Annotated in this window: 18 protein-coding genes and 3 tRNA genes; 16 read left to right on the top strand and 5 right to left on the bottom strand. The window is 71.6% G+C overall.

Annotation, left to right across the window (positions count from 1 at the left end; genetic code table 11):
- The first annotated feature begins 18 nt into the window (after positions 1-18).
- Both CKY47_RS04315 and CKY47_RS04320 read left to right on the top strand, forming a co-directional pair.
- Positions 19-507, top strand: a complete 489-nt coding sequence (locus CKY47_RS04315) for a GNAT family N-acetyltransferase (RefSeq protein ID WP_306744275.1) — start codon at positions 19-21, stop codon at positions 505-507.
- Between the two features lie 240 nt (positions 508-747).
- The gene (locus CKY47_RS04320) at positions 748-2,274 is read left to right on the top strand and encodes a M28 family metallopeptidase (RefSeq protein ID WP_306744276.1); all 1,527 of its coding nucleotides are present in this window, start codon (positions 748-750) and stop codon (positions 2,272-2,274) included.
- Between the two features lie 548 nt (positions 2,275-2,822).
- On the opposite strand, the gene CKY47_RS04325 is transcribed toward CKY47_RS04320, so the two are convergent.
- Positions 2,823-2,945, bottom strand: a complete 123-nt coding sequence (locus tag CKY47_RS04325) for a hypothetical protein (RefSeq protein ID WP_306744277.1) — start codon at positions 2,943-2,945, stop codon at positions 2,823-2,825.
- Between CKY47_RS04325 and CKY47_RS36820 the strand changes: the two genes are divergently transcribed.
- The 3 genes from CKY47_RS36820 to CKY47_RS04335 all read left to right on the top strand — a co-directional run bounded on the left by CKY47_RS36820 (position 2,933) and on the right by CKY47_RS04335 (position 5,023).
- On the top strand, positions 2,933-3,226 hold the full coding sequence (locus CKY47_RS36820; protein WP_371320607.1) for an ATP dependent DNA ligase: 294 nt from the start codon (positions 2,933-2,935) through the stop codon (positions 3,224-3,226). The genes CKY47_RS04325 and CKY47_RS36820 overlap by 13 nt on opposite strands.
- A 21-nt stretch (positions 3,227-3,247) precedes the next feature.
- Positions 3,248-4,072 (top strand): GAF domain-containing protein, encoded by an 825-nt coding sequence (locus tag CKY47_RS04330; protein ID WP_306744278.1) that lies wholly within the window; start codon positions 3,248-3,250, stop codon positions 4,070-4,072.
- A 591-nt stretch (positions 4,073-4,663) separates the two neighbouring features.
- Positions 4,664-5,023: a tyrosine-type recombinase/integrase gene (locus CKY47_RS04335; RefSeq protein WP_306744279.1), complete on the top strand. Its 360-nt coding sequence runs from the start codon at positions 4,664-4,666 to the stop codon at positions 5,021-5,023.
- Positions 5,024-5,088: 65 nt separating this feature from the next.
- Here CKY47_RS04335 and CKY47_RS04340 read toward each other — a convergent pair.
- Together CKY47_RS04340 and CKY47_RS04345 are read right to left on the bottom strand one after the other, a co-directional pair.
- Positions 5,089-5,173: transfer RNA gene (locus CKY47_RS04340), tRNA-Ser, on the bottom strand.
- Between the two features lie 16 nt (positions 5,174-5,189).
- Positions 5,190-5,660, bottom strand: coding sequence for a MarR family winged helix-turn-helix transcriptional regulator (locus tag CKY47_RS04345; RefSeq protein ID WP_306744280.1), 471 nt, complete (start codon positions 5,658-5,660; stop codon positions 5,190-5,192).
- A gap of 135 nt (positions 5,661-5,795) precedes the next feature.
- Between CKY47_RS04345 and CKY47_RS04350 the strand changes: the two genes are divergently transcribed.
- The 3 genes from CKY47_RS04350 to CKY47_RS04360 all read left to right on the top strand — a co-directional run bounded on the left by CKY47_RS04350 (position 5,796) and on the right by CKY47_RS04360 (position 9,838).
- Positions 5,796-7,523, top strand: coding sequence for a bifunctional metallophosphatase/5'-nucleotidase (locus CKY47_RS04350; RefSeq protein WP_306744281.1), 1,728 nt, complete (start codon positions 5,796-5,798; stop codon positions 7,521-7,523).
- 535 nt (positions 7,524-8,058) lie between these two features.
- Positions 8,059-8,967, top strand: a complete 909-nt coding sequence (ypfJ, locus tag CKY47_RS04355) for a KPN_02809 family neutral zinc metallopeptidase (protein WP_306744282.1) — start codon at positions 8,059-8,061, stop codon at positions 8,965-8,967.
- Between the two features lie 121 nt (positions 8,968-9,088).
- The gene (locus CKY47_RS04360; protein ID WP_306744283.1) at positions 9,089-9,838 is read left to right on the top strand and encodes a sulfite exporter TauE/SafE family protein; all 750 of its coding nucleotides are present in this window, start codon (positions 9,089-9,091) and stop codon (positions 9,836-9,838) included.
- Position 9,839: 1 nt separating this feature from the next.
- On the opposite strand, the gene hisC is transcribed toward CKY47_RS04360, so the two are convergent.
- Entirely contained in the window at positions 9,840-10,907 is a 1,068-nt protein-coding gene (gene hisC, locus CKY47_RS04365) for a histidinol-phosphate transaminase (protein ID WP_306744284.1), read from the bottom strand.
- A gap of 113 nt (positions 10,908-11,020) precedes the next feature.
- Here hisC and CKY47_RS04370 point away from each other — a divergent pair, with 113 nt between their 5' ends.
- The 8 genes from CKY47_RS04370 (at position 11,021) to CKY47_RS04405 (ending at position 17,529) form a co-directional block, all read left to right on the top strand.
- The gene (locus CKY47_RS04370; RefSeq protein ID WP_306744285.1) at positions 11,021-11,695 is read left to right on the top strand and encodes a dienelactone hydrolase family protein; all 675 of its coding nucleotides are present in this window, start codon (positions 11,021-11,023) and stop codon (positions 11,693-11,695) included.
- Positions 11,696-11,826: 131 nt separating this feature from the next.
- On the top strand, positions 11,827-12,450 hold the full coding sequence (locus CKY47_RS04375; RefSeq protein ID WP_306744286.1) for a hypothetical protein: 624 nt from the start codon (positions 11,827-11,829) through the stop codon (positions 12,448-12,450).
- The gene (locus CKY47_RS04380) at positions 12,450-13,829 is read left to right on the top strand and encodes a hypothetical protein (protein ID WP_306744287.1); all 1,380 of its coding nucleotides are present in this window, start codon (positions 12,450-12,452) and stop codon (positions 13,827-13,829) included. Before CKY47_RS04375 ends, CKY47_RS04380 begins: the two co-directional genes overlap by 1 nt.
- Entirely contained in the window at positions 13,826-14,590 is a 765-nt protein-coding gene (locus CKY47_RS04385; RefSeq protein ID WP_306744288.1) for an ESX secretion-associated protein EspG, read from the top strand. The genes CKY47_RS04380 and CKY47_RS04385 overlap by 4 nt, the downstream gene beginning before the upstream one ends.
- A gap of 58 nt (positions 14,591-14,648) precedes the next feature.
- Complete coding sequence (locus CKY47_RS04390) at positions 14,649-16,646, top strand: acetoacetate--CoA ligase (protein ID WP_306744289.1); 1,998 nt, start codon at positions 14,649-14,651, stop codon at positions 16,644-16,646.
- A 120-nt stretch (positions 16,647-16,766) separates the two neighbouring features.
- Positions 16,767-16,856: transfer RNA gene (locus CKY47_RS04395), tRNA-Ser, on the top strand.
- A 38-nt stretch (positions 16,857-16,894) separates the two neighbouring features.
- Positions 16,895-16,970, top strand: a tRNA-Arg gene (locus tag CKY47_RS04400).
- Between the two features lie 157 nt (positions 16,971-17,127).
- Entirely contained in the window at positions 17,128-17,529 is a 402-nt protein-coding gene (locus tag CKY47_RS04405; protein WP_306744290.1) for a hypothetical protein, read from the top strand.
- Positions 17,530-17,746: 217 nt separating this feature from the next.
- Here CKY47_RS04405 and CKY47_RS04410 read toward each other — a convergent pair whose 3' ends face one another.
- Positions 17,747-20,215: a DUF4407 domain-containing protein gene (locus CKY47_RS04410; protein WP_306744291.1), complete on the bottom strand. Its 2,469-nt coding sequence runs from the start codon at positions 20,213-20,215 to the stop codon at positions 17,747-17,749.
- Positions 20,216-20,335 lie beyond the last annotated feature (120 nt).

Consider the following 20,335-nt stretch of genomic DNA (forward strand, 5'->3'; position numbering starts at 1 on the left):
TCACCACCATCGACGGGCATGAACCACTGGCCGTTCGCGGACCTGGTGCTCCGCACACCCCGCCTCGAACTGCGCCCGGACGACGACGCCGGCCTCCTCGAATTCGCCGACGTCGCCCTGCGGGGCGTCCACCCGCCGGACTACATGCCGTTCGGCGTCGACTGGACCGACGCGCCCCGCGACCGGCCGGGGACCAACACCCTCCAGCACCACTGGGGCGTGCGGTCGAGGCTGTCCACCGCGAACTGGACGCTCAACTTCCTGGTCAGGATGGACGGGCGGGTCCTCGGCGTGCAGACCCTGCACGCCGAGGACTTCCCCGTGCTGCGCGAGGTGGGCACCGGTTCGTGGCTCGGCCTGGAGCACCAGGGCAAGGGGTGCGGCACGGAGATGCGCGCCGCCGTGCTGCTGTTCGCCTTCGACCACCTCGGCGCGCTCGCGGCGCGGTCGAGCGCGTTCGAGCGCGTTCGAGCGCGTTCGACGACAACCTGCCGTCGCACGGCGTGAGCCGCAAGCTCGGGTACCGCCCGGACGGCACGTTCCGGCAGTCGCGCCGGGGTGAGGCGGCACGGCAGACCCGCCTCGTGGTGACGCCCGAAGAGTTCCGTCGACCCGCCTGGACCTCGTCGTGAACGGCGTCACAGCGTGCTCGCCCCTGCTCACGGGGCGAAAACCCATCGATTGACGGATTGCTTTCACCGGGTTGCTTTGTGAGGGTTCGGCAACCGAGTGAAGGGGAACTCGATCATGTCAGCTAGAACCGGGATCCGACGGGCGGTCGTCTTCGCGGCCTCCGCGTCCCTCGCACTGGTCGCCGTCCCGACCGCCGGCGCGGCGCCGACCGCGCTCGACGGTCCCCAGTTGGCCAAGAAGCTCACCAAGAACGTCACGCTGGAAGGGGTCAACCGCCACCTGATCGCGTTCCAGCGCATCGCCGACCGCAACAACGGCAACCGCGCGGCCGGCACCAGCGGTTACGACGCCAGCGTCGACTACGTCGCCGGCAAGCTGCGCGGTGCGGGCTTCGACGTGTCGACGCCGGAGTTCACCTACCCCGTGCAGATCACCGACGCCGCCACCGCCGAGGTCGGCACCACGACGTACGAGAACATCCCGCTGGAGTTCTCGCCGCAGACGCCGGCCGGCGGCATCACCGGCCCGCTGCGCGTGGTCCCCGAGGACGGCACCCCGGGCTGCGAGGCGACCGACTTCGCGGGCCAGGACTTCACCGGCGCGGTCGCCCTGATCCGCCGCGGCGCGTGCACGTTCGACATCAAGCACCGCAACGCCGCCGCCGCCGGCGCGATCGCCGTGATCATCGCCAACAACGTGCCGGACGCCAAGCTGTCCGGCGTGACGCTCGGCGCGCCCGGCGTCGTGCCGACCGGTGGCGTGACCCAGGCCGACGGCACCGCGCTCGCGGGCCTCGCGGGCCAGCCGGTGACGGTCGACCTCCGGTACCACGAGGAGGACCGGATCTCGCGCAACGTCATCGCGCAGACCAAGACCGGCCGCAAGGACAACGTCGTGTTCGCCGGCGCCCACCTCGACAGCGTCGAGAACGGCGCGGGCATCAACGACAACGGCACCGGCTCGGCCGGCCTCCTGGAGACCGCGCTCCAGCTCGGCGGCAAGCCGAAGGTGGACAACGCGGTGCGCTTCGGCTGGTGGGGCGCCGAGGAGCTGGGTCTCGTCGGCTCCACCGAGTACGTGCGGTCGCTGACCTTCGAGCAGCAGTTGGACATCGCGCTGTACCTGAACTTCGACATGATCGGTTCGCCGAACGCGGGCTACTTCGTCTACGACGGCGACGACTCGGACGGCGTCGGCGCGGGCGCGGGCCCCTACGGCTCGGCGCAGATCGAGAAGGCGTTCGTCGACTACCTCCAGGTCGAGAAGAAGGTCCAGGTCGAGGGCACCGACTTCTCCGGCCGCTCGGACTACGGCGAGTTCATCGCGAACGGCATCCCCGCCGGCGGCCTGTTCACCGGCGCCGAGGTCCTCAAGACCGAGGCCCAGGTGGCCAAGTGGGGCGGTACCGCGGGCGTCGCGTACGACCCGAACTACCACGGTCCGGGCGACAACCTCGGCAACGTGGACCGCAAGGCGCTCGACCGGAACTCCGACGCCCTCGCCTGGGTCACCGCGTCGTACGCCATGAGCACGGAGGACGTGAACGGTGTCCCGCCGCGCGCCAAGCGGGCCGACGCCCGTGCCGCGGCGAAGACCCGCGCCCTGCACGTCGAGCCCCACACGCACGCCGAAACCGCCTGATCCCGGCGGTTCCACCACGAGGGCCGGCCCCCGCCCGGGGGCCGGCCCTCGTGGTGGAACGCCCTGGAATCCACGCGACCCCGTGCTGCACCGGCCGCCCGGCCTCGGCGGCCAACGCCTCCTCCGCCCGGGCGAGGAAGGCGGGCAGGTTCCGGTCGACGGCGAAGCGGTCACGCTCGGTGCCCGCGACCTGCTCAAGGAGGCGCGGCCACTCCCCGCGCAGGGCGACGTAGTGCGCCTGCCCCTCGCGCATCTCCGGGTCGCGCCGCACCTCGGCCTCGACCAGGTCCAGGTACCTGCTCACCGGGTCCACGGCCCCTCCCGGGCGGCGGCGACGATCCGCGCGGCCCATCGTCCGGTGTCGACCACCGCCGTATGTACCGGCTGGTCAGAGAGCTGTTGGCTACGCTTCCACACCTAGGCGAACAACGCCGAACAAGCCCTGACGGAACGGGATTGAGACGACAACCGGGACGGCAGGATCACCGCGTGACGCACGCCCCGCGGGCGGTGACGCATCCCCTGCGGTCACTGCGCCCAGTGCCTCGTCACGCGACCTTGGCCGGGTAATCGGTCCAGCTGCGAACAGGTGAGTCGGTGGCGAAGCCGGTCTCGGGGCGTGCTCGGGCGTTGCGCCGGCGGGTGTAGGCCGCGACCCGTGTCCTGCCCACGCTTCTCACCTGCGTGGAGTCATCGGCAGGCACAGCGCCGTTCCGGCACCGTCGGATCCCTCCTGCTGGGTGCCTACGACGAACCGGGGCTGGTCCGCATCGGTCACGCAGGTACCGGTTTCACCGATGGAGCACCGACCGACGTGCGCCGACGCCTGACCGCGCTACGGCGTTCCATCCGACGACACGCGTCGATCCGATGCGTGTACCCACTGGTGCCGGTGGTCAAACGTGGCGTGCGGCACGGTCGCGAGATTGCTCGTGGTCCGGCCCTGCGGTGATCCTCGGTTACCGTTGCTCGCGTGCCCACCCACACCGATCCAGAGCGCCTGTCGGCGGTCCATCGCTACCACATCCTGGACGCGCCCGCCGACGGTAGTTTCGCCAGCGTCGCCCGTCTGGCCGCGCTGGTCTTCGGCACACCGATCGCGACCGTGACGATCGTGGACGTCGACCGCGTGTGGTTCGCGGCCAGCCACGGTCTGTCGGGCGTCACCCAGATCGGCACCGAGCCCGGCCTGTGTGCCTCGGCCGTGTTGCAGGACGAGGCGTACGTGGTGAACGACGGTGCGGTCGACCCCCGCACCCTCGACCACCCGCTGGTGCGCGGCGAACTGGGCCTGCGCTTCTACGCCGCCGCGCCGATCATCACCGGCGACGGGCACCGCCTGGGCACGGTCAACGTGATCGACCGCGAACCCCGCGAGGTCACCGACACCCAGGTCGCGACGCTCACCGCGCTGGCCGGGATCGTCGCCGACCAGTTGGAGCTGCGCCTGGCCGCCATCCAGGCGGTGCGCGCCGAACGCGGCCTGGACGAGGCTCCCGGAGCACACGCCACCGCGTCGGCGAAGCTGGCGGGCCAGTTGCGCCACCTCGCGGCCGACCACCTCGACGGTGAGCACCCCCGGACGTGCCAGCTCGGCTTGTCGAACCCCTGCGACAACCCCGTCGAGGTCAAGGTCGCCGACCCGTGGGGCGACTCCGTGTGGGCCTGCATCCGGCACGCCGAAGACATCATCATCAACGAAAGGTCGACGTTCATCGCCGACCAGAAGCTCAACGGACTGGAGCGCTACCTGCGGCCCGCGAAGCGCCGCACCGCCGGACCGGCGCGCACGCCCTAGTGCACCGACCTGTCGCACCAGCAGCCCGCACCTGGTGCTGCGTCACGCGACCTTGATCGGGTAATGGGTCCAGGTGCGGATGGGTGAGTCGGTGGGGCAGCGGTCTTGGGCCGGGCTCGGGCCGGCTTCCGGCCCTCCTCCGTCGACAACGACGTTCCGAGATGCAGCACTAGGTCGTTTCCGGCACCGCTGGGGAATCCACCATCCATCACGGCAGTGACGGCTGCCGGCACGGCCGCGTCACGGTCGGCGTGAAGGACAACGGCAAACCCGACCGCCGCCACGTGCAGGCCAAGACGCGGCCCGAAGTCGCCGAGAAGGTCCGCGAGCTCGTCGTCCGCCACCGCACACCAGGTGCGCCGCACCGTCCGTGCCGCGCTGAATGCCGCAATGCGGCGGAAGCACATTACCGAAATTCCGCCACCTCGGCCCGCGCGCCGAAGATCGGGGAAACGAGGTCGAGCCCTGCTCCGTAGAGGACGTCGAGAAGGCCGGTAAGCGCGGCATCGGTTTGCCGGACGAACTGATCGGCCTACTGCGTCGACACGCCAACGAGCAGGAGCGGGAACGGGCCAGGCCGCTCGACCGTGGGTGGACAGCGGCTATGCGTTCACCACGCCGACCGGTGCGCCGCTCAACCCGCGTACGGACCACGCGGAATGGAAACGGCTGCTGAAAGGCGCAGGGGTGCCGGATCGACGGCTGCACGACGCGCGGCACACCGCCGCGACGGTGCTCTTGCTGCTGGGTGTGGCGGAACGGGCCGTCATGGGCACGACGGGCTGGTCGAACACGGCGATGGCCGCCAGGTACCGGCACATCACCGCCGCGATCCGCCGGGAGGTCGCTCAGCGGGTCGGTGGACTGCTCTGGGAGCCGGTCAGCGCGGAGGACGGCAAGGGTGACGAGGGGCAGCGGGGGTGCCGATACCGGCCTGGACGGCACGACTGAGACGACGATTGAGACGACGCAGCAGAGCCCCGGTCACCGCGAGAGGTGATCGGGGCTCCGACCTGCGGAAGCGGAGGGATTTGAACCCCCGGACGGTTGCCCGTCTCCCGCTTTCAAGGCGGGTGCATTCGGCCGCTCTGCCACGCTTCCCGTGTGCGGCAGCAGGTTACCCGTCCACGGACCTCAGGTGCGTGATGACCCGCTCGAAGACCTTCGCCAGGACCTCCTGGTCCTCCCTCGGCAGCAGGTCGATCATGTGCGCCCGCACCCCCTCGACGTGCGTGGGCGCGGCGCTCTCCAGCACCGCCATGCCCCGGTCGGTCAGCTCGGCGAACACGCCCCGCCCGTCCTCGGGGCACTCGCGCCGCCGCAGCAGCCCTTCCTTCTCCATCCGGGCGACCTGGTGGGAGACGCGGCTCTTCGAGGACGCCACGTCGTCCGCCAGCTGGGACATCCGCATCCGCCTCCGCGGGCGCTCGGACAGTCGGACCAGGACCTCGTAGTCGGCCAGCGAGAGCCCGTGGTTGTCCTGGAGCTCGCGGTGCAGGCGGTCGGCGAGCATGGACGCCCCCACCACGTAGTTGCGCCAGGCGCGCATCTCACCGTCGTCCAACCAGCGCGGTTCCTGCTCAGTCACCCCGACAGGCTATGCCGCGCGGATTTCCGTTAACGGACGATCCACCCGGATGTCTGGTGCGCGCCGTCTTCGGGAGGCAAACTGCACCGCCGTAGCGCGCCCTCCTACCGGGGCGCGGCCAGGGAGGACCCCCACATGACCCCGTCGAGTCGCACCGTGCGCCGCACGGCCGCGCTCGCGGTGACCGCCGCCGCCGCACTGGCCGTCACCGTCGCGCAAACCCCCGCACAGGCCGACAACAAGCCGTCACGCACGGTCGACGTCCGGCTGATCGGCATCAACGACCTGCACGGCAACATCGAACCGCCGACCGGCTCGTCGGGCCGCGTCACGCTGTCCGACGGCACCACGGTCGAGGCCGGCGGCGCCGCGTACAACGCCACGCACATCAAGAAGCTCCAGTCCGAGGTGAGGAACTCGGTCATCGTCGGCCAGGGCGACCTGATCGGCGCTTCGCCGATCGTGTCCGCGCTGTTCCACGACGAGCCGACCGTCGAGGTCCTCAACCACGTCGGCATGGACACCACCGCCGCCGGCAACCACGAGTTCGACGAGGGCTACCGGGAACTGCTGCGCATGCAGAAGGGCGGGTGCCACCCGGTCGACGGCTGCCAGTTCAACGACAGGTACGAGGGCGCGGACTTCCCGATCCTCGGCGCCAACGTCACCCTGGCCAAGAACGACCTGCCCGCCCTGCCGCCGTTCTGGGTCGAGTTCCGCGAGGGCGTCCCGATCGGCTTCATCGGCATGCCGCTGAAGGACGTGCCGATCCTGGTCGACCCGAACGGCATCAAGGAGCTGGAGTTCGGCGACGAGGTCAAGGCCGCCAACCGGTACGCGGACCTGTTGAACTGGCTCGGCGTGAAGTCGATCGTGCTGCTGATCCACCAGGGCGACAACACCAGCGGCGGCGGGCCGGACGACTGCCGGACCGTCGAGGGCGGCCCCGGCCGCAGGATCGCCGAGCAGGTCAGCCCGAAGATCGACGCCGTCTTCTCCGGCCACAGCCACCAGCACTACAACTGCACGGTCACCGACCCGGCGGGCAACCCGCGCCCGTTCATCGAGGGCCTCGCGTTCGGCCGCGAGCTGTCCGTGGTCGACCTGAAGATCGACAAGCGGACCCGCGAGGTCGTCCGGAGCGCCACGGTGGCGCGCAACCGGGTCGTCACCAAGGACGTCACCCCGGACCCGGCCATCCAGGCGATCATCGACCAGGCCAAGGCGAAGTCCGGCCCGATCGCGAACCGCCCGGTGGGCACGATCGCCGCGGACGTCCCGCGCGCGCAGAACGCCGCGGGCGAGTCGCCGCTGGGCTACCTGATCGCGGACTCGCAGCTCGCCGCGACGCAGGGCAACGGCGCGGTCCTCGCGCTGATGAACCCGGGCGGCGTGCGCGCCGACCTGTCGTTCGCCTCCTCGCCGGCGGGCGAGGGCGATGGCGTCGTCACCTACGGCGAGGCGTTCACCGTGCAGCCGTTCGGCAACATCCTCCAGACGGTCACGCTGACCGGCGCGCAGATCAAGGCGGCGCTGGAGCAGCAGTGGCAGGTCGTCAACGGCGCGACGCGGCAGATCGTGCTCCAGCCGTCGAAGGGCCTGACCTACTCGTGGTCGGCGTCCGCGCCGATCGGCTCGAAGGTGTCGGACGTCGTGCTGAACGGCGTGCCGCTCGACCCGGCCGCGAGCTACCGCGTGACGATCAACAGCTTCCTCCAGGGCGGTGGTGACGGCTTCAGCGTCTTCACCGGCGGCACCGCCATCACCGGTGGCGGCATCGACCTGGACGCGTTCGCGGCCTACCTGACCGCGAACCCGGGCACCACCCCGCCGGCGCTGGGCCGCATCACCACCACGCCGTGACGGCACGCGCGGTGGGCGTCCCGCACGAGGGGGCGCTCACCGCGCGCGCCGCGCCACCCGGTGGTGGATTCCGTTTCACCAGTTCAGGGCGCTGCGGAACGGTTGCGGCGAGGGCCGATCAAGCGCATGCTCGAAGCAGGACCTGTTGCCGGCGAACACCCAGGAGCAACGTCGGCGGCACGCCCGGAAGGGGAAGGTGGTGCGGTGCAGACAAGTCCTCGACGTGACGATCCGCGCACGACCGCGACCCCGCGGGCGGAACGCGCCAGACGGTTCCGAACGCGACCGTGAGCGGTCCCGACGAGGGTTCGAGCGCGCGCCGCCCCAGGCGGCCTGCACGCGCTTGACGCTGTTGACCCGGTGCTCTCCAGGCGCAGTCTCCACCGTCGGCGCCGGCCGAGGTCCACGCCGACCTCGTCACCAGCGGTTTCGCCACTTGCACAATGGGAAAACCCGGGTGCGGCCCCGATATCGGGCTCCGCACCCGGGGCCTATTGTCGTGCGGGCTCCAGTGGGTCCCGGGTTGGAGGTCGCGGTGCAGTTCAACGAGAACGCCGAACTCGACACGTCGCAGGTCAACGACCAGCGCGGCGGCGGCGTCGGCGGTCGCGTCGCCCTCGGTGGCGGTGGGCTGGGGATCGTCGGTGTGATCATCTACTTCGTGCTCTCCCAGCTCGGCGGCGGCGTGGAGCTGCCCACCGGCTCCGGGTTCGGCGACGTCGGCCAGAACCAGCAGGTGGGGTCCGAGGCCATCAAGGAGAAGTGCAGGACCGGCGCCGACGCCAACCGCGAGTCGGACTGCCGCGCGGTCGCCTTCATCAACTCGATCCAGGGCTACTGGACCGACCAGTTCGCCCGCTCCGGCCGCACCTACCAGCAGGCGCAGACGAACTTCTTCTCCGGCGGCGTGCAGACCCGCTGCGGCAACGCGACGTCCGCAGTCGGTCCGTTCTACTGCCCGGCCGACGGCCAGGTGTACATCGACCTGAACTTCTACCAGGAGTTGCGGCAGAAGTTCGGCGCTCAGGGCGGTCCGTTCGTCGAGGCGTACATCCTCGCCCACGAGTACGGCCACCACGTGCAGAACCTGCTCGGCACGTCCGACCGCGTCGGCCAGGAGGCCGGTCCGACATCGGGCTCGGTGCGGCTGGAGCTCCAGGCCGACTGCTACGCGGGCGCCTGGGCGAACCACGCGCAGTCCGTGCCCACCGCCTCGGGCCAGCCGCTGATCACCGGCGTCACCCAGGAGGACGTGAACGCGGCGCTGGACGCGGCGGCGCGCATCGGCGACGACTACATCCAGAGCGAGTTGGGCGGCGGCCAGGTCGACACGACCCAGTTCACGCACGGCTCGTCGGCGCAGCGCCAGAAGTGGTACACGACCGGCTACGACACCGGCGACCCGGCGCGGTGCGACACGTTCGGCACCGACAACCTGGGCTGACCCCGCCCCTCCCCGCGAGCCGCGCCCCGCGGGGGCGCGGTGTCGGGATTCCCACACCGCGCCCCGCCCGACGCGGTGTTAGCGTCCGCTGACGACCGCGGGAGCAGGGGAGAGTGGGCTTGTGACGACGCTGGAGGCGATCCTCGTCGTCCTGGCCGGGGTCTTCGCCGGCGGCATCAACACCGTCGTCGGGTCCGGCACCCTCGTCACGTTCCCGGTGCTGCTCGCCGTCGGCTACCCGCCGGTCGTCGCGAACGTCTCCAACAGCCTCGGCCTCGTGCCCGGCTCGCTCAGCGGCGCCTGGGGCTACCGGCGCGAGCTGGCCGGCCAGGCCGGCCGGGTGAAGCGGCTGCTGCCCGCCTCCGTGCTCGGCGCGGTCGTCGGCGCGGTCCTGCTGGTGGTGCTGCCCGAGGACGCGTTCTCCGCGATCGTCCCGGTGCTGATCGCGGTGGCCCTGGTGCTGGTGGTGGCCCAGCCGTGGCTCAACCGGAAGCTCGCCGAGCGCGAGCGCCACGAGCACGGCGGTCTCGCGCTGTGGGTCGGGGTGTTCCTCGCGGGCATCTACGGCGGCTACTTCGGCGCGGCCCAGGGCGTGCTCGTGATGGGCATGATGGGCGTGCTGATGAGCGAGCACATCCAGCGCATGAACGCCCTGAAGAACGTGCTGACCGCGTTCGTGAACCTCGTCGCGGGCGTGCTGTTCATCTTCATCGCCGACGTGGCGTGGCTGGCCGTGCTGCTGCTCGCGATCGGCTCGGTCGTGGGCGGCCAGATCGGCGCCAAGGTCGGCCGCCGACTCCCACCGGTCGCGCTGCGCGCGGTGATCGTGGTGGTGGGAGTCGTGGCCATCGTGCAGATCCTGACCCGCTAGCTCAGCCGGCGAACGAGCGCGCCGCCGCCAGGAACGCGTCGTTCTCCTCGGGCTCGCCGACCGTCACCCGCGCGCCGTCGCCCGGGAACGCCCGCACCACCACCTTGTGGCCGAGGCAGTGCTCGTTGAACGCCGCCGTGCGCTCGCCCAGCGGCAGCCACACGAAGTTCGCCTGCGACACGGGCACCTCGTACCCGGCGGCCACCAGCTCGTCCCGCACCCTGGTCCGCTCCGCGACGACCGCCCGGCAGCGCGCCATCAGCTCGTCCTCGGCGTCCAGCGACGCGAGCGCGGCGACCTGCGCCAGCGCGTTCACGCTGAACGGCACGTAGACCTTGCGCAGCGTGTCGGCCACCTCGGGCGAGGCCACCGCGTACCCGACGCGCAGCCCGGCCAGGCCGTACGCCTTGGAGAAGGTGCGCAGCACCGCCACGTTGTCCCGGCCCGCCGCCCACATCCGCTTGGCCAGCTCCACGCCGTCCGGCACGTCGGCGTCCTCGACGAACTCCTTGTACGCCTCGTCGATCACCACCAGCACGTCCGACGGCACCCGCTCGACGAACCGCTCGATCTCCGCCTCGGTCAGCGCGGTACCGGTCGGGTTGTTCGGGTTGCACACGAACACCAGCCGCGTGGCGGGAGTGATCGCGTCGGCCATCGCGTCCAGGTCCAGGCCGTGGCCCGGGGTCAGCGGCACCCTCGTCTGCCTGGCGCCGACGACCGCGGTGATCAGCGGGTACGCCTCGAACGAGCGCCACGCGAACACCACCTCGTCGGCCTCGGTGCAGGTGGCCTGCACGAGCTGCTGGCACAGCGTCACGGAGCCGCAGCCCACCGCGACCTGCTCGACGGGCACGCCCAGCTTGTCGCCCAGCCGCGCTACGAGGTCGGTGGCGGCGGTGTCGGGGTAGCGGTTCACGGCGGTGGCCGCGTCCGCGATCGCCCGCACCACGCTGGGCAGCGGTCCGGCCGACACCTCGTTGCTGGCCAGCTTGATGGCGCCGGGGATGGACTTGCCGGGCACGTAGCTGGGCAGGGACACGAGGTCGGCACGGGTTCGCACGGTCATCCAAGGACTCCCTTCGGGGTTCTGCGGCACGGTAACCCGCGGTAGGGGCGAATGGGCACACGTCTGGTTGCTCACGTTGACTGGCGTTCACCCCCACGTGGAAGGGTTGCCGCATGACACCTACCCGCACCGAGACGATCTCCCTCACCGACGGCCGCGAGCTGACGCTGACCGTGGCCGAGCCGGAGAACGCCGTCCGCGGCGGCCTGGTCGTGCTGCACGAGGCGCGCGGCGTGACCGACACCGTCCGCGGTCTGGTGGGGTCGCTCGCGGCCGAGGGGTGGTTGGCGGTCGCGCCGCACCTCTACGACGAGGTGTCCGACGACGAGGTCCCCGCCAAGGTCAGCGGCCTGTCCGGTGAGGCCGTGCTGGCCGACACCGACGTCGCGTTCGTCTGGCTGGGGCAACGCGGCGTGAGCGCGGACCGCATGGGTGTCATGGGGTTCGACCTGGGCGGATCGGTCGCGATGGTGGTTGCGGGAAGCCGAACCGTCGGTGCGGCGGTCACCGTCGGTGGCGGCGGCATCCTGGAACCGCTCTCGGCGGGGCTGCCGTCGCTGGTGGAGGTCGCGGCGGAGCTGACGTGCCCGTGGCTCGGCCTCTACGGCGACGACGCGGAGATCCCGGTCAGCGAGGTGGAGAAGCTGCGCGACGCGGCGGCGTCCGCGCCCGTGGCCACCGACGTCGTCCGGTTCGCGCGCAGCAGCCACCGCTTCGACACCACGCCGGCGGCCAGCGCGGAGGCCTGGCAGCGGGCGTTGAACTGGTTCGACTCCCACCTCCGCTGAGCCTCTTGTCGGAGGCTTGGAACCGAACCGCCTTCCCGGTACATCTAAGGGGAGCGTCCGGAACGCCTGATTCGGTCGCTGCCGGCTAACGCGAGGCAGGGCTGCGGCGAATCGCAGTGCAGGGGGTAGTGATGAGCGACGGGAACACGGTCAACCTGATGGCGGGTGCACCGGCGGTGCAGGTCCCGCCGGGTTTCACGCCGTCCGCGGTACCACCACCCGCGCCGGTCGCGGCCCCGGTCGCCGCGCCCGACGCCGGCGCGACCGTGACCCTGCCCGCGCAGGCCCCCGCTGCTCCCGTCCCGGCCGGGACGGCGCCGGTCGGGGCAGCGCCGGAGCCGGTGGTCGCGGAGAGCTTCGCGAAGGCCGCGCAGACGGACCTCGACAAGGCCAACGTCGCGCTCGACGCGGTGGACAAGGGCGCCGTCCAGCTCGACCTGGACAAGCAGGGCGTCGACGACCTGCTCAAGCTGATCTCGCAGGCCCGCAGCCTGGTCGACAACGTGCACAGCAGGGCCGTCAACAACCTCGACGTCGAGCTGAAGTTCGGCAACAACTGGGTGAGCGACGCGATCAGCAGGCGGCTACGCGAGGTCGCGGTGGGCAACGAGAAGTCGGCGGTCAACGTGATCGGCGACTTCATGCAGGTCCTCTTCGAGGTCGAGGAGACGATCCGCGAGGCCGCGCGCAACCTGGAGCAGGCCGACGACGAGGCGGCGGACGCCTTCGGTGCCGCGGGGGAGGCTAAGGGCTGATGGGCGACAACAGGCACGGCGGTCACGGTGGTCACGGCGGTGGTCACGGCGGCGGCAACCACCACGGCGGTCACCACGGGGGCCACCACAACGGTGGTCACGGCAGTGGTGGCGGCCGGGACGACAAGCCCACCGACCTCGGCCAGAAGGTCGACTGGATGACCTACAGCCACCAGCAGCTGTGGGAGATGGTCAACACCGGCGTCGACCTCAAGGCCGCGGGCAGCGCCCAGGCGGACTGGGCGACCGTCGGCAAGGCGCTCGGCGAGGTGCAGGAGCTGCTGGCCAAGGCGATCGGCCAGTCCTCCCAGGCGTGGGAGGGCGGCACGGCCGACCGCGCCCGCGAGGCGCTGGAGTCCGTCGAGAAGTGGGCGCTGAACACCAGCGAGCACGCCGACAACGTGGCCAAGTGCATCGCCACCGAGATCGAGCACGTGCAGACGGCGCGCGAGATGATGCCGCCGCCCGCACCCGCCCCGCCGGTCGTCACACCGGTCGACGGCGCCGTCGCGACCCCCGTCCCGGCCCCGGTGGCCGGCCCGACGCCCGTCGCCACGACGCGCTCGCCGTTCGCCAACCAGCTCGCCGAGCCGGTGGGCTTCGGCTCGGCGACGCCCTCCGAGCAGCTCGCCGACCCGCGCCTCGGCGGCGCGCGCGGCGCGTTCACCGGCATCGACACCATCGCCGCGCCCGCGGTCGGCTCGGTCACCGCCGCCGACGCGACGCACCGCCAGGCCGCCGAGGTCATGGCGCTGTTCCAGCAGAACTCCTACGCGGTCGACCGGACCGTGCCCTCGTTCGCGCCGCCGGTCAACCCCGTCGCACCGCCCCCGCCGCCGCCGCCGCCCGTGGTGGTGACCGGTGGTCCGACCACCCCGTCCACCGTCGACGGCAACGGCCACGGCGGTCCCGTCGTCGTCAACAACAACCAGCAGCAACAGCAGGGCAACCAGCAGCCGCGCCCCGCCGGCGCGCAGCCCTCGTTCGGCCGCGGCGGGTTCGCGGGCGGTCGCGGCGGCTACGGCGGCGGACGCGGTGGCGGCGTGCCCACCCCCATCGGCGCGGTCGGCGCGGTCGGCGGTGGCGGTGGTGGCGGCGCGGGCGCCCCGCTCAGCGCGCCCGGCACGGCCAGCGGCGCCCTCGGCGACCGCGGCGGCTCCGGCTCCGGCAACCCCGGCAGCGTGACCAGCACGTTCCAGGCGCCGAAGTCCGTGACGCCGCAGGCGGGCATGATCGGCGCGGCACCCATGGCGGCCCCGCCGCCCATCGCCGGTGGTGGCGGCGGTGAACGTGACCACAACCGCCCGAACTACCTGGAGGACGACGACAACGTGTTCGGGCTGGACAACAAGGCAGCACCCCCGGTGATCGGCCTGTGACCGAACGCGTCTTCCAGCTCAGCGAAGTGGAGTTCTTCCTGCTCTGGCAGGCCGTCCACCGCGACGCCCACCCGGTACCGCTCGGCACCAGGCACTTCGGGCACACCCAGGCGGAACGCGCCCGGTTGATCGAGTCGGCGTCCCGCGACCTCGTGTCACGGGGCTACGGCACCGTGCAGCGGCCCGACGAGGAGCTGTACGGGCACCTGCGCGGCCTCGCCGAGTTCGAGGTGGGCCTGGAGGTCTTCTTCACCCTGCGCGGCGCCCAGGCGCGCGGCCTGGCCACCGCCGCGTGGCACGGCGCGTTCGCGGGCAGGCTCGGCGACCAGGTGCAGGTGACCGGCTTCCGGCCCACCGCCCTCGCCGCCACCACGGTCAACACCCTGCCGCCCGCGCCGCCCGGCAACGGCCGGTCGGTCAACGTCCGCTGGGACGACTACCTGGCCGCGGGCCGGGCCGGCGAGTCCGACGGCACCGAGGGGTTCCTCGACGTGCTGCGCGGCGTCGGCCTGCGCGAGCCCGAGGCGAACACCCTGATGCGCGCCGTGACCACGCGCAGCGGCGGCGGCCAGGTCGGCGTCATCGCCCGCAACCGCGCCGGCTACCTGCACCCGACCGGCGCGGTCGTGTCCTGGCTGGACAGCCGCGAGGGCCGCTACCTGGTGCGGCGGGACGCGGCGTGGCTCGTCGTCGCTCCCACGGACGCGCCCCGGCTGATCTCCGCCGTCGAGGGACTGGTGGCGAGCGCCGGCCGCGGCTGACCCGGTGTGTGGATGACGACTGTGGTTCCGCGCCGTCCGATCGGCTAGGAATCCAGGTATGACCGAGATGCGTGCCGGCACCGCCGCCGGCGAGGCGGAAGTCCTGTGGCGCCCGGACCCCGACCGGGTCGCGGGCAGCCGCATGGCCGCGTTCCGCTCCTGGCTGTCCACCGACAAGGGCCTGGGGTTCGCCGACTACGAGTCGCTCCGGGCGTGGTCCACCTCCGACCTGGAGGGCTTCTGGGGCGCCGTCGCCGAGTTCTTCGACGTGACGTTCCACGACGCGCCGTCACGGGTCCTGGAGGCGCCCGTGATGCCGGGGGCGTCCTGGTTCCCCGGCGCGACGCTGAACTACGCCGAGCACGCCCTGAAGGGCCCGGACGAGGCCCTGGCCGTCGTCTTCCACCGCGAGGACGGCGTCTCGTCCGAGCTGACCCGCGGCGAGCTGCGCGCCCGAGTGGCGGCCGTCCGCGCCGGTTTCGCGTCGCTCGGCGTCGGCGTCGGCGACCGCGTGGTCGCGCTCGTGCCGAACTCGCCGGAGGCGCTCGTCGCGTTCCTCGCCGCCGCGTCCCTCGGCGCCACCTGGTCCTCGTGCTCGCCGGACTTCGGCGCGCGGGCGGTCGTCGACCGGTTCGCCCAGGTCGAGCCCACCGTCCTCGTCGCCGTCGACGGCTACCGGTACAACGGGCGCGCGTTCGACGTGCGGCCCACCGTGGAGCGGCTGCGGTCGGAGATCCCGTCGCTGCGCGCCACCGTGCTGGTCGACTACGTCGGCGGCGGCACCCTCCCCGGCGTCGTGGCCTGGGACTCCCTGCTGGCCGAGCACGCGGGCGCGCCCCTGGAGTTCACGCCGGTCCCGTTCGCGCACCCGCTCTGGGTGCTGTACTCGTCCGGCACCACCGGGTTGCCCAAGGGCATCGTGCAGGGCCACGGCGGCATCGTCGTCGAGCACCTGAAGATGCTCGCGCTGCACAGCGACCTGGGGCCCGGCGACCGGTTCTTCTGGTTCACCACCACCGGCTGGATGATGTGGAACTTCCTCGTCTCCGGCCTGCTCGTCGGCTCCACCGTCGTCCTGTTCGACGGCAGCCCCGCCCACCCCGACCTCGACGTGCTGTGGGACCTGGCCGAACGCGACCGCGTGACCTACTTCGGCACCTCGGCCCCGTACATCCAGTCGTGCCTCAAGGAAGGCCTGGAACCCGCCGCCCGCCACGACCTGTCGGCGCTGCGCGCGGTCGGCTCGACGGGCGCGCCCCTGACCCCCGAGGGCTTCCGCTGGGTCGCGTCGGCCATCGGCCCCGACGTGCAGATCGCCTCGGTGTCCGGCGGCACCGACCTGTGCACCGCCTTCGTCGCCGCCGCCCCCGACCTGCCGGTGTGGTTGGGCGAGCTGTCGTGCCGGGCGCTGGGCGCGGCGGTCGAGTCCTACTCGGAGGCGGGCGAGCCGGTGGTGGACGAGGTGGGCGAACTCGTGATCACCGCCCCCATGCCGTCGATGCCGGTCTTCTTCTGGGGCGACGAGGACGGCTCGAAGCTGCACGACGCCTACTTCTCCACGTTCGACGGCGTGTGGCGGCACGGCGACTGGATCAGGATCACCCCGCGGGGGTCGGCGGTCATCTACGGCCGCAGCGACTCCACCCTCAACCGGGGCGGGGTCCGCATGGGCACCAGCGAGTTCTACCGCGTGGTCGAGGGCGTCCCCGGCATCGCGGACTCGCTGGTGATCGACACCTCCGGCGCCGGCCGGACCAACGGCGAACTCCTGTGCTTCCTGGTCCTGGAGGAGGGCGCGGACCTGGCGGAGGTGGAACCCGTCCTGCGCCGGGACCTGCGGGTCAACCTGTCCCCGCGCCACGTGCCGGACCGCTTCGTGGCCGTCGACGAGGTGCCCAGGACGTTGAACGGCAAGAAGTGCGAGGTCCCGGTGAAGAAGATCCTCGCCGGCACCCCGCCCGAGCGCGCCGTGAGCCGCGACGCCCTGCGCAACCCCGCCTCCCTGGACCCGTTCCTGACCATGGCGCGAGACGAACATCACCAACCGGCCCCCTGAGCCCCCTCCGGAGCCGTGCCGTACCCGCTCTGACCAGCGGGTACGGCACGTAGAGGGGGGCGTTTTGTGTCCACTCGTGGACCTGTGTAATCTATGCGTCGTAGCCGAGGGGTTCCGCCGGGAGGCTTCGCCTAGTCTGGTCTATGGCGCCGCACTGCTAATGCGGTTTGGGGTAACCCCCCATCCCGGGTTCAAATCCCGGAGCCTCCGCAACGCCCGGTCTCGGCTGGGTGACAACTGAATACGATGCGCTCGTAGCTCAACGGATAGAGCATCTGACTACGGATCAGAAGGTTGCAGGTTCGAATCCTGCCGAGCGCGCCACGTCAGTTCGAATACAGGCCCATTCCCCTCGGGGAGTGGGCCTGTTTCGTCGTGCGCGAGCCCGCCCGTCGAAGGGGGCGGGACGACGTCGCGGGCAACCCGGGGGGGCGGCCGCAGGCGTTTACCCGGTGACCGACACCGATCACCGGGAGGAAACATGGAGTTCGCCAAGCCGAGCGTCGCCGTGGCACTGGTCGTGGCGGGGCTGTTCACCGGCGGCACGACCGCGGTGGCGGAGGGCGAGGGGGAGGTCGGCGCGTTCGGCGCGCTCTACACCGTCACGACGTGGCACGAGGTCAAGATCCGCACCTGCCCCTCGTCCGCGTGCTCGCAGCAGGGCTCGCTGCACGCGGGGCAGAGCAGGAAGGTCGAGTGCTGGGCGCACGGCGAGTCGATCACGGACGCCGGCATCACCAACGACATCTGGCTGCAGGTCGACGACGCGGACGAGGACAACGGCGACCTGTGGTCCAGCGCCGTCTACTTCGTCGGTGACCAGTACGCCGGCCTGCCCGCGGACGCGCGGTGCGCCGACTCCCCGGAGCCCGCTCGGCGCTGACCTACGGCTCTGTCCTCCACTTCCTCCGCCGCGCCCAGCCGGACCGGAGCACAGGCCTTCCGGTTCTCCCCTGCTCGCCGACCCGGGTGATCCAGGACCGCCTCCACCAGGCGGTTCGTGTTGTCCGGCTGGGGCACGTCCGGTCCAGGCAGGACGTGGTCGGCGCGCCGCGGGCCCGGTTCCACGTGGAGCCAGGCCCGCGGCGCCTCGGGAGTGGTCAGTTGTCGTCCTCCAGCAAGGTCGACATGCCGTTGGTCACGGGGTGCTCCAGGACCGTGGGGGGCAGGATGACGGGCGATGTCATCGGCGCACGGGTGGACGGGATGACGTCGGTGTAGGTGAAGGACACGCCCGGGGCCGGGGCGTCCGGCCGAGTGTCCGGTTGGTCGACGCCGCCCTTGTGGCGCATGCCGGCCCCCGGGCCTACCGGCATGTCGCCCTTCCGCGTGGTCTCCGGGTCTGCGGCGAGGACGGTCATGGCGCGGTGGAGGTGGGCGGCGGGGCTGTCGCCGCCGGTCGAGCCGACCCGGGTGCCCGGGTAGGTGCGAACGAGGTCGTGCACGAGGTCGGCCACGGTGCCGGGCACGTCGGGGAGGTACTGCTCGACGCGGTGGCAGACGACCTGCTTCTCCCGGATCTGCCGGGCGACGTCGCGGGCGCTGCCGTCGAGATCTGCGTCTTGGTACGGCGGGTGGCCGGTGAGCAGGTAGTACCAAGTGGCGCCCACCGAGTAGACGTCGGCGAGCTGGGCGTCGAAGTCCCCGCCCAGGAGGGCCTCGGGCGCGGTGTAGAGGGGGGTGCCGCCGTGGAGCACCGCGGCGCCCTCCTCGAGTCTGCTGGACAGGCGGGCGAAGCCCCAGTCCACGAGCTTGAGGGTGGGGCCGTGCAGGACGGCGTTGGTGGGTTTGATGTCGCCGTGGGTGACGTTGCGCTCGTGCGCGTAGACGAGGGCGTCCACGAGTTGCTTCATGTAGTTGATGCTGTGCTGGAGGGTGTAGCCGGCGGGGTCCTGGTCGGTGGTGGTCTCGATCCACTTGACCAGGCTTCCGGGCTGGTAGAGGGGGGAGGCGGTCCAGAGGTGGCCCTTGTCCAGACCTGAGGTGATGATCTTGCCGATGTTGCCGTGGGCCAGTTTCTGGGCGGCGTCGACCTCCCGCTGCCACATCTCGCCGAGCGGGCTGCGGGAGCCGTCATCGCCGTCGGTGTCGCGGACCGCCTTGATCACGACCTGGCGGCCGGTCTTGGTGTCCTTGCCGCGCAGCATCCGGCCGAAGCCGCCCCGGTCGGCGCCCTCCAGCGGCTCGACCGCCCGGTACAACCCGCCGAATACGTGACCGACCAACGCCTGATCCTGCTCGGCCCAACTGCGCGGGAGGCGTACGGAGGACGTCGTCGCAGATCGTCGGTCGAGCACTGTCAGAGGCTGTTCCCGTACTGCCTCCGGTACGACCGGCTTCTCGCGCAGCTCCTCGACCGCTTGCTCGAACCGCACGCGCTCCTTCTCGACCTCGATCTTGCGCGTGGTGTCGCCGCGCAGCTTCACCAGCTCCAATTCCAAGTCGCCGTGGAGGCGTTCGCGCGCCGCCGCGCGTTGCAGTTCACCCAAGTGCCGGTCACCCGCGTGGGCGAGTTCGGCGGCGTGCCGCTCCTGCGCGGAACGGACGTCGTACGCGTGCCTCGTGCGGTGGGCCACCACAGTGCGGTCGTAGTCGGTCTGGCCGCGCCACATCTTGATGAGCAGCGGGATCATGTCCAGCAGGATGCCGAACACGATGAGCATGAGGTGCATCAACCTCCCGTTGGGGTCCTTCGTCGTGAACTCCAGCATGGCGCGCCACCGCGCGGGCACGCTCTTCGCGGACTCGGCGGACCGCTGTGCCTCGTCGAGGTCCGTGTTCACGGCGGTCCTCAGGTCGCTGATGTCGCGGTCCAGTCCGGGCGCCTGCTTGCTGCGCTCGGCCGTCGCGCTCTCCAGCGCGGTGCGGGCCGCATCCCGCTCCTGGTTCAGCAAAGCGGTCTTGTCGCCCTCGCCGGCGCGGCCGGTGATCCTGCCCTGCGCGAGGAGGTCGTCGCAGCCGCGCGGGTCGAGTTCGCAGGCGGCGAGGCGGCTGGCGTCGTCGAACGCCTTCTGCGCGTCGGCGACGCGCGTGTCCAGTGCGGCGCGGTCGGCTTCCAGTCCTTCGAGCTTCGCCTGGCGCTCGCTCGGCGCGCCGTCCGCGCCGACCACCAGTCGTCGTGCCTCCTCGACCTGTTTGGCGGTCGTGTTGCCCATGGTGCGCTCCACGTCCTCGTGGAAGATCGCCAGTGCTCCCAGTTCGGCGACGATGAACCCGATCAGGACCGCGCAGATGACGCGCACCACGTAACTGGAGCGGCTGCGCAGTTTGTCCTCTCCCGGGTCGACGACCTTCGCCGCGATGGCTCGGTCGAACAGCAGGACGAACAGGCCCCAGACGATCGTGAACGGCGCGGCGTCGGCGAACGACGGCACCAGTTCCATACCGACGGCGGCCAGGGTGACCAGCCCCCAGGCGATGACGCCGTTGAGGAGCACGAAGAATCCGGAGACCTGGTACGACGAGCGGTCGTACCGGCTGGTCAGACCGCGCCACGAGGCGCCACCCAGCCACGCGAAGCCGTTGCCCAGCCACCACAGGGGCAGTAGGAGGCGATGAGGCCGCGACACGACGAGTGCGGTGGACGGAGGTTGGGTCGAGTCGTGCAAGGTACCTCGCTCAGCTCGCCGGGGGATGGGTGTCGTGCGTGGGGATCAGCCCCTCAGGTGTCGTCGGCGGCCACGGCCTGC

The organism is Saccharothrix longispora, assembly GCF_030852425.1.
In the GTDB taxonomy this organism is placed as follows: Bacteria; Actinomycetota; Actinomycetes; order Mycobacteriales; family Pseudonocardiaceae; genus Actinosynnema; species Actinosynnema longispora.